18 protein-coding genes are annotated in these 14801 nt (G+C 34.9%); 13 read left to right on the top strand and 5 right to left on the bottom strand.

What is annotated here, in order from left to right; genetic code table 11:
- Positions 1-29: 29 nt before the first annotated feature.
- The 7 genes from HCB45_RS10720 to HCB45_RS10690 all read left to right on the top strand — a co-directional run bounded on the left by HCB45_RS10720 (position 30) and on the right by HCB45_RS10690 (position 5303).
- Positions 30-1964 (top strand): BglG family transcription antiterminator, encoded by a 1935-nt coding sequence (locus tag HCB45_RS10720; RefSeq protein ID WP_185317934.1) that lies wholly within the window; start codon positions 30-32, stop codon positions 1962-1964.
- A gap of 132 nt (positions 1965-2096) precedes the next feature.
- On the top strand, positions 2097-2513 hold the full coding sequence (locus HCB45_RS10715; RefSeq protein ID WP_185317935.1) for a DUF4064 domain-containing protein: 417 nt from the start codon (positions 2097-2099) through the stop codon (positions 2511-2513).
- Positions 2504-2896, top strand: coding sequence for a hypothetical protein (locus HCB45_RS10710; protein ID WP_185317936.1), 393 nt, complete (start codon positions 2504-2506; stop codon positions 2894-2896). Before HCB45_RS10715 ends, HCB45_RS10710 begins: the two co-directional genes overlap by 10 nt.
- A gap of 107 nt (positions 2897-3003) precedes the next feature.
- Entirely contained in the window at positions 3004-4011 is a 1008-nt protein-coding gene (locus HCB45_RS10705; protein ID WP_185619849.1) for an inorganic phosphate transporter, read from the top strand.
- A gap of 15 nt (positions 4012-4026) precedes the next feature.
- On the top strand, positions 4027-4407 hold the full coding sequence (locus tag HCB45_RS10700; RefSeq protein ID WP_185317938.1) for a VOC family protein: 381 nt from the start codon (positions 4027-4029) through the stop codon (positions 4405-4407).
- 68 nt (positions 4408-4475) lie between these two features.
- Positions 4476-4868: a DUF1149 family protein gene (locus HCB45_RS10695; protein ID WP_185619847.1), complete on the top strand. Its 393-nt coding sequence runs from the start codon at positions 4476-4478 to the stop codon at positions 4866-4868.
- Between the two features lie 12 nt (positions 4869-4880).
- On the top strand, positions 4881-5303 hold the full coding sequence (locus HCB45_RS10690) for a NusG domain II-containing protein (protein WP_185317940.1): 423 nt from the start codon (positions 4881-4883) through the stop codon (positions 5301-5303).
- A gap of 41 nt (positions 5304-5344) precedes the next feature.
- Here HCB45_RS10690 and ppsA read toward each other — a convergent pair whose 3' ends face one another.
- The 3 genes from ppsA to HCB45_RS10675 all read right to left on the bottom strand — a co-directional run bounded on the left by ppsA (position 5345) and on the right by HCB45_RS10675 (position 8865).
- A complete protein-coding gene (gene ppsA / locus HCB45_RS10685) occupies positions 5345-7945 on the bottom strand; it encodes a phosphoenolpyruvate synthase (RefSeq protein ID WP_185619845.1) in 2601 nt (866 codons plus the stop codon).
- Positions 7946-8223: 278 nt separating this feature from the next.
- Positions 8224-8637: a hypothetical protein gene (locus tag HCB45_RS10680; RefSeq protein WP_185317942.1), complete on the bottom strand. Its 414-nt coding sequence runs from the start codon at positions 8635-8637 to the stop codon at positions 8224-8226.
- Positions 8638-8865, bottom strand: a complete 228-nt coding sequence (locus tag HCB45_RS10675) for a hypothetical protein (RefSeq protein WP_185317943.1) — start codon at positions 8863-8865, stop codon at positions 8638-8640.
- A gap of 508 nt (positions 8866-9373) precedes the next feature.
- Here HCB45_RS10675 and HCB45_RS10670 point away from each other — a divergent pair.
- The 5 genes from HCB45_RS10670 (at position 9374) to HCB45_RS10650 (ending at position 12827) form a co-directional block, all read left to right on the top strand.
- Complete coding sequence (locus tag HCB45_RS10670; protein ID WP_185317944.1) at positions 9374-9565, top strand: hypothetical protein; 192 nt, start codon at positions 9374-9376, stop codon at positions 9563-9565.
- Positions 9566-9591: 26 nt separating this feature from the next.
- On the top strand, positions 9592-10401 hold the full coding sequence (locus tag HCB45_RS10665) for a ZIP family metal transporter (protein ID WP_185317945.1): 810 nt from the start codon (positions 9592-9594) through the stop codon (positions 10399-10401).
- Between the two features lie 289 nt (positions 10402-10690).
- The gene (locus tag HCB45_RS10660) at positions 10691-12085 is read left to right on the top strand and encodes a polysaccharide deacetylase family protein (protein WP_185317946.1); all 1395 of its coding nucleotides are present in this window, start codon (positions 10691-10693) and stop codon (positions 12083-12085) included.
- 126 nt (positions 12086-12211) lie between these two features.
- The gene (locus HCB45_RS10655; RefSeq protein WP_185317947.1) at positions 12212-12415 is read left to right on the top strand and encodes a helix-turn-helix transcriptional regulator; all 204 of its coding nucleotides are present in this window, start codon (positions 12212-12214) and stop codon (positions 12413-12415) included.
- A gap of 1 nt (position 12416) precedes the next feature.
- Positions 12417-12827, top strand: a complete 411-nt coding sequence (locus HCB45_RS10650) for a 2'-O-methyl transferase (protein WP_185317948.1) — start codon at positions 12417-12419, stop codon at positions 12825-12827.
- A 52-nt stretch (positions 12828-12879) separates the two neighbouring features.
- Here HCB45_RS10650 and HCB45_RS10645 read toward each other — a convergent pair whose 3' ends face one another.
- A complete protein-coding gene (locus tag HCB45_RS10645) occupies positions 12880-13179 on the bottom strand; it encodes a phage repressor protein (protein WP_185619843.1) in 300 nt (99 codons plus the stop codon).
- Between the two features lie 79 nt (positions 13180-13258).
- A complete protein-coding gene (locus HCB45_RS10640; protein WP_185619841.1) occupies positions 13259-13813 on the bottom strand; it encodes a TMEM175 family protein in 555 nt (184 codons plus the stop codon).
- A gap of 138 nt (positions 13814-13951) precedes the next feature.
- Here HCB45_RS10640 and HCB45_RS10635 point away from each other — a divergent pair, with 138 nt between their 5' ends.
- The gene (locus HCB45_RS10635) at positions 13952-14764 is read left to right on the top strand and encodes a Cof-type HAD-IIB family hydrolase (RefSeq protein ID WP_185619839.1); all 813 of its coding nucleotides are present in this window, start codon (positions 13952-13954) and stop codon (positions 14762-14764) included.
- Positions 14765-14801: the final 37 nt, after the last annotated feature.

Genomic DNA, 14801 nt, shown 5'->3' with positions numbered 1-14801 from the left:
TTAATTACCTAAAAAAGGAGCTGCTCATAATGGGATATTTTGCTTATAAACGTTTGGAAATATTATACGGCATGCTCCTTGATGCGGGTAGCTACTTATCAGCTCAGAAACTCAGCCAAGATTTACATATTTCAGAACGAACAATCCGAACGGACATAGCCAAATTAACCGAATTTCTCGAAACAAATGGAGCAACCATTACCTTAACTAGAGGAGCAGGGTATAAAATCGAAATTCTTGATTCCGCTGCCTTTGAAGCATTTCAAGTCGACAAAAATAAACCGAAAAATGCGGATTATTTTGACTTAGATAACCCAGAAGAACGCGTGAAATATGAGATATTCTTACTTCTATCAAGTGCCGATTATATTAAACTAGAAGATTTGGCAGATACCCTCTTTGCCAGTCGCGCAACAATCTCTAATGACATGAAACAAGTCCGAACAGTTATCGCTTCGTATGATTTAATGCTCGTCTCAAAACCAGGAAGTGGCGTGAAAATTGTTGGAGAAGAAGAAAAAATGCGCTATACGCTAACTGCTCTGATTGCCTCGAAAAAAGCGCCAGAGTCCTACTTAGAAACATTTTTTGAGTGGCATAAACAAAAAGAGAAGCTGCAAAAGTTAATGTCAGCTGTGACAGATTACTTCTTTGCAACTAACATTCGTTTTACAGATGAAGCACTTCAAAATTTACTTTTACATATGATGATTTTAGTAGAACGGATTGAACTAGGACATTCTTTAAAAGAATTTGAGTTAACAGATGTTAGCAAAGAAGAAATTGCTATCGCAAATAATTTAGCTACCATTCTAGCTTCTCTTTTTGAAATTGAAATTACAGAAGGGGACAAAAACTATTTACTTCTCCAAATTGCTAGTAAACGGATATTGAATGTGGAAGACAAAGAAATTAGTGAATTTGATGATTACGCCTATATAGAAGGGATGTTAAATCGGATTGAATCGCAATATTTTTACCGTTTACAAGATGATTTACAACTGAAAAAAGACTTGATTGCGCATATTCATTCCATGCTTTACCGCGTGAAATATCATATGACTGTAAAAAATCCAATGACCGAGCATATTAAACGATATTACCCACTCGCTTACGAAATTACATTAGATGCAGTAGAATCACTAAAAAAAGATTATCCGTACGATATTAATCAAAATGAATTAGCTTATTTGGCGCTACATATTGGGGCTTCTTTAGAACGAAACTATCAAATATCCTATTATCGCCATAAATCAGCGCTTATTGTGTGTGGTTCGGGATTTGGAACTGCACGGATTGTGGAAGCGAAAGTAAAATCAGCCGTAAGTAATTTAGATATAACTAAAGTTGTTTCCATTCAAGAATATAATCGTTTTATTCATATTGAGGAAGATATTATTCTTTCCACCGTCAGAATTCCAGAAAAAAATAAACCAGTGATTAAAATCAGCAATATCCCGACAAATGAAGAATTAAAAATGCTTGGTACAATTATCCAGGAACAAACAGACCTTAATCGAGGCTTTTTATCCACTTTTTTTGATGCCCATTTTTTTGCGAGAAGTAAGCTTACTAATAAAACAGCGATTTTGGAAGAGATGGTTGAGTCACTAAAAAGTAAAAATATTGTTGGAGAAGAATTTTTGCATTCTGTCATCGAAAGAGAAAGGCTTGGCTCAACGGTCCTCGGAACTGGAATCGCCATCCCACATCCTTTAGGTTTGATGGCTAAAGAAACTAAAATCGTCATCAGAATTTTAGACCATCCGATTAAATGGGATCAAAAACAATCTGTCCACGCTGTCTTTTTATTATGTATTAGTAAAAATGACTATGAAGAAGCAATCAATATCTATGAACTACTTGTAGAACTAGTTCGCGAAGAGTATGGTGAAAAACTTGCTACCTTAAAAGATTTTACTGCATTTACTAATTTAGCGAATGATATTTTAAAGAAAAAGTAAAAGCTACTTCCTTTTGATCAAGGAAGTAGCTTTTTTAATGAAGTTTTAGTGAACTTTTTGATTTTACCGTTTGGTCAAAGTGAATTTCATGGTACACTAGTAAGAAGAATAATTATACATATGGAGGATTTAATGAATAGACAAACAGAATTTATTTTGCTCATAATAGGGGCTTCTTTTAGTATCATTACTTTTTTTGCAGCAGCATTATATGCAGTAGTTTTTGGATTTAGTGCAATTGTTTTATCGGGTTCAACAATGACTTATGGTGGTTCTGAAGAAATGATAATGTCTTGGATATTTACTTTCTTTTCTATTATTGCCGTGATTTTTACTGTAGCATCAGCTGTTTTTGGATTTATTGGAGCTTTTAAAATTAAAAATAACAGCTCTAAAGTAAAAACAATTGCTGTTTGTTTTATTGTTTTAGGAGGATTGCAAGTTTTTTCAATACAAGGTATTTTATTTTTAATTGCAGGAATTTTAACTCTTACCAAAAAAGAATACAAAACAAATTTTAGAGAAAATGAGGGGATAAAATGGGAATAGCAGTCTTCTTTCCAATATTTTTGATTTTTGCTATGTTTTTAGGACTTGCAGCAAAAGCGCTTTTGGCAGTTTGGATTTATAAAGATGCGGAACAACGTGGTATGAATGCGGTTCTGTGGTGCCTATTAATGATTTTCATCAATGTAATTATTATTCTAGCTATTTATCTTATCGTTCGTACAAAAGGTGAGGTAATGAGAAAAAACTTAGGGCTCCTCATTAGTGGAATTGGAATAGCTGTAGTGAATACCTTTATCGTCATTATTACTTTCATTTTCTTGCTGTTTTTCGTAGCAAACGATGGCGGAATGCACAATATGATGGACGATTATAATTATGACAATGAATATCAATATGATATGGATAACTGGGAAGAATTTTAATAACATCTGAAAGAATCTGCTGCCAAATACGGAGTAGATTCTTTTTATATTTACATAAAAAGGGTATAGACTATAAAAAAGTGAATCTAAACAAGGGGAACTGCTAAATGGATACGGTTATTGTAATAACGGTTATTATCGTTATAATGGGGTTAGCGTTTGATTTTATAAATGGGTTTCACGACATTGCAAATGCCGTTGCTACGAGCATTTCCACTAGAGCATTAAAACCACGTGTGGCAATTGGGATTGCTGCTGTGATGAACTTTTTAGGAGCGATTTCTTTTACAGGAGTAGCTGAGTCGCTTACAAAAAGTATAGTGGATCCTTTTTCATTAAATAACGGAGAATTTGTGGTTTTATGTGGTTTAATCGCAGCAGTAATTTGGAATTTGATGACTTGGCTTGTGGGAATGCCTAGTAGTTCCTCGCACGCTCTTATTGGTGCGATAGCGGGTGCTTCTATTGCGTCAGCTAGCAGTTTTAGTGTACTTAACTGGTCTGGATTTACAATAATTATTATTGCGTTAATTATTTCACCAATCATTGGTTTTACAGTTGGTTATTTAGTTTATTCGCTGTTTAAATCCCTTTTTCATGATAAAAAACTTGGTAAAATGAATCGGCGTTTTCGTTTTATTCAAATTGGAACTGCTGCTGTTCAAGCATATTCGCATGGTACAAATGATGCTCAAAAAACTATGGGGATTATCACACTCGCTTTAGTTGCAAGCGGACTTTTAAAAGAGTCAGCTGGAATCCCGTTTTGGGTTCAAGTAAGTTGTGCGGCTTCTATGGCGATTGGTTCGTCCGTCGGTGGTTACCGGATAATCAAAACAGTGGGAACAAAAATTATGAAAATCACGCCAGTAACAGGAGTGGCTTCGGATTTAAGTTCACTTTCGGTAATTATGTCAGCTACATTAATCCATTTACCAGTGAGTACAACGCAAGTGATTGATAGCTCCATTATGGGCGTTGGGACTGCTAATCATAAAAAAGAAGTAAACTGGCGCACAGGTAAAAATATGGTTGTCACTTGGTTCATCACATTACCATTAGCCGGGCTGTTAGCGGCAGTGGTATACTGGATATTAGCAGCCATTTTCTTATAATTAGGAGGAATTCAAATGAAAATAGAACATGTGGCTTTATGGACAAAAGATTTAGAAAAAATGAAACAATTTTATGTGACTTATTTTGGTGCAAGAGCAAATGAATTGTACGAAAATAAAACAAAAGGCTTCAAATCCTATTTTCTCTCTTTTAAAGGTGGGGCAAGGTTAGAGATTATGAGCCGCATAGATGTTGCTGGGAAAAACTCTAGCGAAAGTTTAGGCTGGGCGCATATTGCAATCGCGACTGAATCAAAAGAGGCTGTGGACGAATTAACAGAAAAAATAAGACAAGCAGGTTTTAGTGTTGCGGGCGAGGCAAGAACTACTGGAGATGGCTACTATGAAAGTGTCGTCCTTGATCCAGAAGGTAATCGAATAGAAATCACTTGTTAGTACCTATTTGTCACTAACTTATTTATCATGTAGTATACAGTTATACATATTATTGATGAGGTGGGTTTATGGATATTGTAACTAATAAAATAGTTGTAGAAAAATACAACTTTGAAACAACGATGGAAGAAAATCAACCGTTTGAAAACAAAATTGAACTAGAAGTCCACGAAGTAGAACCCGTTGACGGAAACGTAGAATTAATGGCCAAAGGAAAAATTTTTAAAATTACGATTCCTTTTTTACTAGCACTTGAAAACTTTCGAATTGACGGTCGAATTAGCCGTATTATTCAGTTGAAAGACTTTTTTGGTCAATTTTCTGATTTAGAAGCAGCAGATGTAGAAGCTTTGTCAAATCCATTAATTGATTACATTAAACGCATAACTTATGATGTGACAGAGATTGCATTCGATGAGCCAGGAGTTAGTTTAGATTTTAACGCCAATCACAACGGTTAGATAGGAGAAGAAATGCGCTCTCATATGAAAATGGTACGCCCATTTGACTTTGTAATTATCTTTACACTTATTTTGGGTTCGTTTTTACCACTATTATTTTTTTCGATTGCTGAGGCTAAAAATACCGGCGATGAAGTCGTAGCAATCATTTCGCAAAATGGCAAAGTGATTCGGGAAATTCCGCTAACAGGGCATAAGGGAAATGAACAATTTACGATTAAAGGAAAAGGTTCACAATATAATTTGATGGAAGTAGACGGCGAGCGAATTCGCATCAAAGAAGACAACAGCCCCGACCAAGTTGGCGTAAAAATGGGCTGGAAATCTAAAGCTGGTGACACTATTGTTTGTTTACCTCATAAAGTATTCGTGGAAATAAAATCAACGCAGAAAGATAGTAAAGATCCTGATACTGATTTAATTGTGCCAAATTAGAAAAACAGCAAGCGCCAAATAATGGGCTTGCTGTTTTTTATTTAATCTAGGAGTTCAATATATCCTTCAGTTCCATTTATTCGGATACGTGCGCCATCTTTAATAATTTTAGTGGCATTTTCAACACCAACTACAGCAGGTAGACCATATTCCCGAGCAATTACCGCACCATGTGTCATCAGCCCACCAACCTCGGTAACGAGTCCTTTAATCGAGACAAATGCTGGTGTCCAGCTAGGATCTGTATAGGCGGTAATTAAAATGTCTCCGTCTTCCAAATCAGCTTCTTCCATATTTAAAATAACGCGTGCCCGACCTTCAATAGTACCAGATGAAACGGGAAGCCCTAGAATTGCATCTTCAGGGAGGTTTTCACGCTTATATTTTCCGCTAATCATTTCCCCGTCAGAAGTAAGAATCCGTGGCGGTGTTAACTTTTCGTATGCAATAAAATCATTTTTTCGGGTATCAATGAGTTGATAATCAACTTTATTTGTGCGCATGACATGTTGTAGTTCATCGAAATAAAGGTAATAGATGTCTTCCTTCTCATGAAGAACGCCATTTTGCACAAGTTGTTCACTAGCTCGTAATAAAGCAAGTTTATATATAAAATAACGATTAATCATACCATATTTTGGATATTCCCGGTAACCGATAAAGTTACGTAAAATATCAATTTTTGCTTTTGTTTCAGCGGCTTTTTGTTTTCCTTCTGGAAGTTGTTCTAAGCGTTGTAAAATTTCACGCTCTTTACTGCGTGCTTCCATTTCCCCTTGCTCAAATTTTTGTTTACTTGCATTAGGTCCGAAGTTTTTAATATTACTTAAAATAAGTGGAACAAGAGTTAACGGGTTTTCAATCCAACGTGTTTTAGTCAAATCGATTTCTCCGGCGCAACGCATACCATATTTTTGCAAATAGTTTTCTAATGCTTTTTTTACTTCTTTACCACCTTCTAAAGTGTCTATTTCATCTAAAAAAGAAGGGTTTTTAGTTTGTTCTAAGTATGCTATAACTGCAGGATAAGGTCGAACAACATCTGCTACATCTAGTAGGGCGAGTCCCATCTGTGAAGTGATATTGTTTGGTGCAGATTCGGACAGCGTGTCAGCTACGTTTTTTTCACCAAGCCAGTTATCAATATTCTCATTTAACCAAGCTGAGGCATCCATTCCGGCCATAATGGCATCGATACTAGTTGAGTTAAATAGAATGTTTTTCAGTTCTTGCACATCTTCTGTAATAAAGTCAAGTAAAGCAGAACCTGCTTTTGTTTGGATAGCTTGTTGAAGTTTTCTAATAGAGGTCTTGCTATTTTCCATCAGTTCAAAAACAATTTCTGGCTCAGGGATATTTCGTGCTGCTGGCTTCATTTGCTGGCTAGTTTTTGTAGTAGGAGGGGCAGCTGGTATAGGTTGTAAGAAGCCTTTTTTATTAATAACTGTTAATAGTGCGTCTTTAATAAGGGGGTCCGATTGGCCAAGAGTGTTAACCATCATGTCTCTGGAAGCAGGAGAAGATAAGCTTTCCGTAATATCTACAAACAATCTCCCGCCAGCTGGATACATGGAAGCTGGGGTAGTCATTAAATAGAATGAGAGTCCAAGTGGTTTCATCGCATCTGTCATCATTTGTTGGTGAGCAACAGAGATATAAACACGATTTCCTGGTTCGTTCACTTCAGGGATAGGATATAAAGTTGTAATGGGTCGACTTTGTACAATATAAAAAACATTATTAACTAAGCACCATTCAATATCTTGCGGGTGACCGAAATGAGCTTCTATTTTTCTTCCGAGGCGAGCTAATTGCAAAATTTGTTGATCTGTAAGGGTTTGTGCGGTTTGTTTGGATTTTTCTAAAGCACGAGTTTCAGTCCCACCAGATTTTAATCCATAAATGGCTAATTTTTTAGTAGCAACCATTTTATGCGTAATATTATTTTCTTGTACTGTATACGAATCGGCAGAAACTAAACCTGAAACGAGTGCTTCACCTAAGCCGAAACTAGCATCAATAGATAGAGTTTTGCGATTAGAGGATATTGGATCTGCTGTAAATAAAATCCCGGATGCCTCAGGAAAAACCATTTGTTCAATTACAACGGCAAGATCTACTTTGTTATGTTCAAAATTGTTTTGAATACGGTATATGATAGCACGTTCAGTAAATAAAGAAGCCCAACATTTAGTGATGTGCCGTAAAATTTCATCTTTACCGATAATATTTAAGTATGTGTCATGTTGACCGGCAAAAGATGCGTGTGGCATGTCTTCAGCTGTTGCGCTAGAACGAATTGCAAAAGGTCTGTTAGCACCTAAATCTAAAATTGCTTGATTAATTGTGGATGTTAAACTTTTTGAAAGCGTGATGTTTTCAATTAGTTCCTGGATTGCCAAGCTGATTTCACGAATAGTGTTGCTATCACTAGACTTTTGTAATGATAATTTGTCAAGTAGATGCTGAAATTCATGGTTTGCAGTTAAGGTTTCTCGGTAAGCTTCCGTTGTCACACAAAAACCCGGGGGAACAAGTACTCCTTCTATTTTGGCACACTTTCCTAAATTCATTCCTTTGCCACCCACAATAGCTTCGTTCGATTCATTGATTTCATGGAATTTCAATACATATGGCTTCATTTGGCGCCCTCCAATTTTTTGTTAAAATAATGCTTGACTGTAATGTGCTGGATACTGTATAATTAAAGTAGGGATTGCTTTAAATAAAAATATTTAGTGATTATATCTATATAAATTTATCATAAATCTGGCTTTATTTCAATTAAAATGAACAAAAAAAGCAAAATTTCTTACAACAAGAAATTTTGCTTTTTTTTTACTTTAATTACACACGTTTAATAATTACTTTTTAACCGATTGTTTTAATAATATATGTCTTGATATGATTGGGTAAAGTTTTATTTTTTTGTAAAAATTTTATAATGTGCATTTGCTTTTCCTAAAATATAAAGGCTTCCGCCACTTAAAAAAATAGCTCCATATATTGCTATTACAGAATTAGCTTTTATCCAATCAAAACAAACGTTAAAAAACGGAAGTAGCCAAACGTTTTGAAAAGTAGCAAGTAAAACAAGTAATAAAATAAAAAAACAAAAAACGGTTAAAATCCAAAGAAAAATTGTTTTTTTATGCAATTGTATAACGAATAACAATACGATAAATACAAAAGTTCCTATTAAGAAAACTGTTTGGAAACTATCTGGGAGAGTTTTATCCGAAAGAGTTTTCTTATAAAAACCAAACATTATAAGCAAATAAACGACGCCAAGACTAGAAGTTACTTGGGTTAATATTTTCCGCCATTTTTCCATTTAATTACGATACTTCGTGTTAATAGAATCAATAATGCTATCGTAAGTATTACCAGTAACAATCGCAAAAATTGCTAATAGAATAACTATTACAGCTGCAATGATGCGTAAAGGCCTAACAACAACAGTATAATTATTTTTTTTAGCTTTGATAATAGGGTAAATTGATGACACTAAATAAAGTGTCGCTGCTACTAAAATGACATATGTTAATATCTGTGGTGACATTTTGTTCCCTCCTAGATGTATTTTGTGCATTTGAATAACAGTTTAGAATCATTCTAAATGCAAGAAAATTATACCACAGAGTGTAGGCCATTTCAAAACTTTTTTTTAAAATATACACCAAAATCAAATTTCACTTAAATAAATAGATATAATAAAGCCAAAAACTACTTTTTTATCCGTTCTGCAAGACAGCTAAGGATAATACCACAAAAGAGCATTAAAATCATGAAAATGGTTACAGATTGCAGCCAAACGATATTTGAAAAAAATAGGATATTTATATTAAAATAACTTAAAACAGGCCCAATAAAAACTAATAAAAAGCTGATAGGAATCAAATAAAAAGCTAATTTAGCAAATTCTTTCAAACTTTTTTCGATAGTAATCTTCCTCTCTGTAGGGACTTTCAACAGGAGTATACTACAAAAAGTAGTATAGTTGAACCCTCTTGAATATTCTAGGTGATTGCTTTATCATGAAAGAGGAGAAAGGGTGGGAGGTGCACGTTATGACAAAATCACTTGAAGAACTTAGTGGAGAAATCGGTACTAAGGTAGAAAAAATTGCACATAAAACTGGAGAAGTTGCTGGAACTGCTGCTAAAATCTCTATTTATAGTTCTATTTGGGCTGTGAAAACAGGTATTAATAAATCTCAAGCATTTGTCCAAGGTTTCAAAAAAGGATGGTCTGCTAAATAAAGAAATAGGAAAAGGGAGAAAGTGAATTGCTAAACTACTTATCGTCACTAAATCCGGTTTTGCTAGCATTACTTGCTGGGATTTTTACATGGGCTTGTACAGCAGCCGGAGCATCACTAGTATTTTTCTTTAAAAATTTAAATAAAAAATGGGGCAATGTAATGTTAGGGTTTGCTGCAGGAGTTATGCTTGCTGCAAGCTTTTGGTCACTTCTTGCACCCGCTATAGATATGAGTAAGGACTTAGGGAAGTTTTCGTTTGTGCCTGCTTTAGTTGGTTTTTTACTCGGAGGTATATTTTTGCGTGTAATTGATCGTATTATCCCTCACTTGCATTTTGGATTTCCAGAACAAGCAAAAGAAGGTCCTAAAACATCACTTCGAAAAAGTATTTTATTAGTGCTTTCGATTACGATTCATAATATTCCAGAAGGAGCAGCGGTTGGTGTTGCTTTTGGGGCTGTTATAACTGGGGATACAGAGACACTTATTACGGCGATTGTCTTAGCGCTTGGTATTGGTATTCAAAATTTTCCAGAAGGAGCAGCCGTGTCAATTCCATTACGCGGTGAAGGCCTATCCAGAGGTAAAAGTTTTTGGTATGGACAGTTATCAGCTGTTGTAGAGCCGATTTTTGCTGTAATTGGTGCGGTTCTAGTAGTTTTTGTTACACCGATTTTGCCTTTTGCGTTAGCTTTTGCAGCCGGAGCGATGATCTTTGTTATTGTAGAAGAATTAATTCCAGAATCACAAGTTGAGGGTTCAGCTGACTTAGCAACAGTGGCAACTATGGTTGGCTTTGCTGTAATGATGGTTTTGGATGTAGCATTAGGTTAAAAATATCTTCAAAAAACGTAATCTAATATTTGCGGAATACGTTTTTTTGCGGTAAAATTAATAGTGAAATATTTCACAATATGCTAGTTTTCAGGGGTAATCCTGTAACTATAAACTAGACACGGAAAAAAGCTCCCACTTTATCCGTGTCTTTTTTGTAACAAATGTTACGGTTCTGTTAGTTCCATTTTCCTATTTTAGTACAAAAACTAGAAACTTGTTTTTTTTCATGTATAATTGTTTTATAAGAAAAACTGGGGAAGGTTTTTCTAAAGGTGAGGTGCATAATGTGAAAATAAGATGGTTTAGATTTTCACTAGTTACGATTCTCATTATTGTCGTGGTTTTTGTTGGTGTCGTAGGATTCCAAAAATACCAACTTTCGAAGTCGCGCAACAAAGTGATAATGCAGATGGACAGACTAATGAAAGACCAAGACGAAGGTAACTTTCGCCGATTGGATAAGAAAGAGGATGGAGTAGAAATTATTTCGTATATTCCTAAAACTTCCACGAAAAAAGACAACAAAATTATCCAGCAAGAGATGGAAAAGGCTAAATCTGCAGAAATAAAAAAACTAAGCAAAGATAAGCAAGGGATTATTTTTTATACTTATCAAAAGCAGAAAATGGCCGAGCAAGTAGTATCTTACAAAGCTGTCCAATCCGAGTATATAAAAAAAGGTAAAACTAAATATACTCTTAAGGACAAAAAAGATATTTGCAAAAACATTGTCACTGACGCCAAAACAGGCGCGTTGTTAACACTTGGGGATGTGTTAATAAAGAATGACGAAACAAAATTAAATTTAAAAACTGTAGTTGAACAAGAACTCATTAGAACAGGGGATATTCCTTTAAAAGAAGTTGGGAAACTTGGAGGAATTAAGAGTTTAGTGAAATGGAATCAAACTAATTTTGAACTTACTAACTCTGAACTAATTTTACCAGTGGAAATACCAGGGATTTCTGGACCCAAAAAAATAAATGTAAAGCTTGCTGATATTGCTGATTCTGTAAATAAACGATACTTACCGAGTAGCGTAAAAGCACCAGAAATACCAAAAGCAAAAACAAACAAAGTCATTGCGCTTACTTTTGACGATGGTCCAAGTGCTTCAGTAACACCAAAAGTACTAGAAACATTGAAACGTAATAATGTAAAAGCGACATTTTTTGTACTTGGGTCAAGCGTCATTAATAATCCAGGGTTAGTTAAACGTGAACTTGAAGAAGGGCACCAAGTTGGTAGTCATTCTTGGGATCATCCGCAATTAACTAAGCTTTCTGAAAAAGAGGTATATAATCAAATTTTGCAAACGCAAAAAGCAGTATATGACCAAACTGGATATTTTCCAACAACTATGCGGCCTCCATATGGTGCGGTAAATAAAAAAGTTGCCGAAGAGATTGGCCTACCGATAATACAATGGTCAGTTGATACGGAAGATTGGAAAAATAAAAATCCGAAAGTAGTAACCTCAAGAGTCTTATCTGGTGCATCTAATGGTGGAATTGTGCTAATGCATGATATTCATCCAACAACAGCAGCAAGCTTAGATAAAACTATTAAAGCATTAAAAAAACAAGGATACGAATTTGTAACTATTGACGAACTATTTGGAGAGAAATTGCAGATTGGGAAGCAATATTTCGATAAAAGTGAGTCGAGAATGGTGAAGTAAGAAAAAGTAGTGAAGGTGAGCAATCATTTTCACTACTTTTTTTATTTAAAGTGTCAAGATAGCTTTACGTTTTTAACAATATCATTTATACTAAACGTAAAGTTATCTTTACTAGGTGGTATTTGAATGAAGGTTATAAATAAAGTGAAAGATTTACGAGAAGAAAGAGGTATCGCTCAAACTGAATTAGCTCACAAGCTAGAAGTTTCAAGACAAACCATCCATGCTATTGAAACTGGTAAATATAATCCTAGTTTGGAGCTGAGTTTAAAGATAGCACACTATTTTCGATTAACAATAGAGGAGATTTTTCAACTGGAGGAGAATTAGTATGAAACAATACATCATTAATCGAAGTATTCTGGTAACAGTAGTTATTGTATATTTGTATCCACTATTAGGAATTATTAAAGGGGAAAAAATAATTGGAGATATCGGTACACCAATTATTATGGTTATTGCAACTTTAATTGGTATACTGAGTTCTGTATTTTTATCTGAAGAAAAAACGAAGCGAGAATATGAGAAAGAAAAAATGGAAAAAGATGAAAGATATATCAATAATCGCAAAACATTTTCCCATTATTTGCTTATTGTTTTAGCTTTGACGATACCAATTGTGTTGATTGTGCTTAATTTATATGGGATTGAACAAATCTCCATTTCGAGTTTGACAATCATTTTTCTTATCTTCTGCTTTGCATATATGATTGCACTGGAAATTATTCGGAAAAAAGTATGATTTTAAGCAAAATAAAAAACATCCAACTTTTTCGTTGCATGTTACCTAGCATTTACCAAATTTTGGTGACAATGCCATAAATACTATTACGTGTAATCCAACCATTCACGTGTTTGTGATTATTAGAAATTTGATATTGCTTACCGCGGATTTTACTGATTTTATGTGTAAAAAAACTACCGCGAACCTTGCAAAATACGATATCGTTCACTTTAAATTCCCTCGTGCCAATCGGTTCTAAACGAACAGGTTGCATCGACCTAATCAAGGGTAACATCGAATTTCCGCCTTCTTTATAACGCTCAATGGTTTCGCCACGTCTGAGTATTTCTACTGCATCCAGGCTTCTCATAATTATGCTCCTTTCTTGTTGTTAGTGCTAGAATAACAAAATAATAAAACAAAGTCAACGAAATTTTCCGCTGACTTTTTTATATTTTTATCTGATGGTGGTTGGTGAGTTGAATAATCCAACCAGCTACCGGGAACATAATAAATAAAACTGTTGCTATTTGTGGAGTGAAAAAGCTTATAATACCAAGTACGATAACAAATATAAAACTAGCGATTCGAAATTTCCAGTTATCAATACCAGAACTTTTTCCGTTTACCGCGTGATGCAATAATTGGAAAATCACGGAAGTAATTAAAATAGTAATAACAAACCCGATAATTGGTGCGGTCATGTCTGAATGCTGCATAATTGCTTTTGTAAATAGTGGAACAAGTGACAAAACTAGTAAAAATAAAATATTGAAAAAGACAGCAGATGTGGAAATGGACGTGACTTGATCAAACAGCTTGCTATGTGAATACCAAAATTGTCCGATAATTAACCCGCCTTCTATAAATATAAAAATTTCCCATAAGAAAGCTTGTGTACTTGCTGCGGTAAAGACATCAGGTAAAGTCATTCCTAAAACAATAATTGTTATTATAATTGCAAATACGCCATCACTAAATGCTTCTAGTCTTCCTTTTGACAAAGTTTGGCCCTCCTTTTATGTCTTGTTTTTTTATGCTATGGGTTAGTTTAGTATAGCATATTTTATAAGCAAAAAAAGCAGGAGCAATTTATTCTGTTATAATAGAATAAAATCAATTTTAAAAAGGAGTTTAAACGGATGATTAGAGCGATTTCTGTAGATATGGACGGAACTTTTTTAGATGGAAATGGTGAATATGACCCTGCTAGGTTTGAGAGGATTTATGCAGAGTTAGCGAAGCGTGGGATTAAATTTATTGTTGCGAGCGGTAATCAATATTATCAGCTTAAATCATTTTTTCCTGGAAAGGACGAGGAACTTTTTTATGTGGCTGAAAATGGCGCGGTCATTTTTCATCAAGGGGACTTACTTAGTGTGAATCGTTTTGATAAAAGATTAGTTCAAAAGATTTTACGGACCTTGATTCAAGAATATCAGGATTTGCAAGTGATTCTTTGTGGGGTGAAAAGTGCGTATCTATTAAAAGCAGCTGATCCGAATTTTAAAGCATTCGCGAAAAAGTATTATTTTGAGTTGCAAGAGGTGGATTCGTTCGATGTGCTTCCGGATGATACGTTTATTAAATTCGCGCTTGATGTGGAAGTGGCTAAAACTGGGCAAATTGTGGAAGATTTAAATCAAACGTTTGCCGGTGAAATTCGCGCTGTGTCGAGCGGGCATGGGAGTATTGATATTATTATTCCGGGTGTGACGAAAGGGAGCGCGATCCAGCAACTATTGAATGAATGGCAAGTGGCGCCAGATGATTTACTCGCTTTTGGCGATGCGAATAATGATATTGAAATGTTGCAATTAACGACGCATAGTTACGCGATGCAAGAAAGTAGTCCGGAAGTTCTTACTGCTGCGAAACGTGTTGCCCCTTCTAATAAGGAGGCGGGCGTGTTACAAGTTATAGAAGATTATATGAAAAAAAGCCAAAGATCTTGAGGTGGTCTTTGGCTTTTTCGAAAGTGGTAAACATGTC

This window comes from Listeria farberi (genome assembly GCF_014229245.1).
Classification (GTDB): Bacteria; Bacillota; Bacilli; order Lactobacillales; family Listeriaceae; genus Listeria; species Listeria farberi.
Note: the sequence above shows the minus strand (reverse complement) of the source record. Positions and strands in the feature narration are given on the sequence as shown.

Coding starts and splice junctions, on each gene's coding strand:
- HCB45_RS10710 (WP_185317936.1), top strand. CDS start 2,504: ATGGGAATAGCAGTCTTCTTTCCAATATTTTTGATTTTTGCTATGTTT.
- HCB45_RS10705 (WP_185619849.1), top strand. CDS start 3,004: ATGGATACGGTTATTGTAATAACGGTTATTATCGTTATAATGGGGTTA.
- HCB45_RS10695 (WP_185619847.1), top strand. CDS start 4,476: ATGGATATTGTAACTAATAAAATAGTTGTAGAAAAATACAACTTTGAA.
- HCB45_RS10715 (WP_185317935.1), top strand. CDS start 2,097: ATGAATAGACAAACAGAATTTATTTTGCTCATAATAGGGGCTTCTTTT.
- HCB45_RS10675 (WP_185317943.1), bottom strand. CDS start 8,865: ATGTCACCACAGATATTAACATATGTCATTTTAGTAGCAGCGACACTT.
- HCB45_RS10670 (WP_185317944.1), top strand. CDS start 9,374: ATGACAAAATCACTTGAAGAACTTAGTGGAGAAATCGGTACTAAGGTA.
- HCB45_RS10700 (WP_185317938.1), top strand. CDS start 4,027: ATGAAAATAGAACATGTGGCTTTATGGACAAAAGATTTAGAAAAAATG.
- HCB45_RS10645 (WP_185619843.1), bottom strand. CDS start 13,179: ATGAGAAGCCTGGATGCAGTAGAAATACTCAGACGTGGCGAAACCATT.
- HCB45_RS10720 (WP_185317934.1), top strand. CDS start 30: ATGGGATATTTTGCTTATAAACGTTTGGAAATATTATACGGCATGCTC.
- HCB45_RS10655 (WP_185317947.1), top strand. CDS start 12,212: ATGAAGGTTATAAATAAAGTGAAAGATTTACGAGAAGAAAGAGGTATC.
- ppsA (WP_185619845.1), bottom strand. CDS start 7,945: ATGAAGCCATATGTATTGAAATTCCATGAAATCAATGAATCGAACGAA.
- HCB45_RS10635 (WP_185619839.1), top strand. CDS start 13,952: ATGATTAGAGCGATTTCTGTAGATATGGACGGAACTTTTTTAGATGGA.
- HCB45_RS10680 (WP_185317942.1), bottom strand. CDS start 8,637: ATGGAAAAATGGCGGAAAATATTAACCCAAGTAACTTCTAGTCTTGGC.
- HCB45_RS10690 (WP_185317940.1), top strand. CDS start 4,881: ATGCGCTCTCATATGAAAATGGTACGCCCATTTGACTTTGTAATTATC.
- HCB45_RS10650 (WP_185317948.1), top strand. CDS start 12,417: ATGAAACAATACATCATTAATCGAAGTATTCTGGTAACAGTAGTTATT.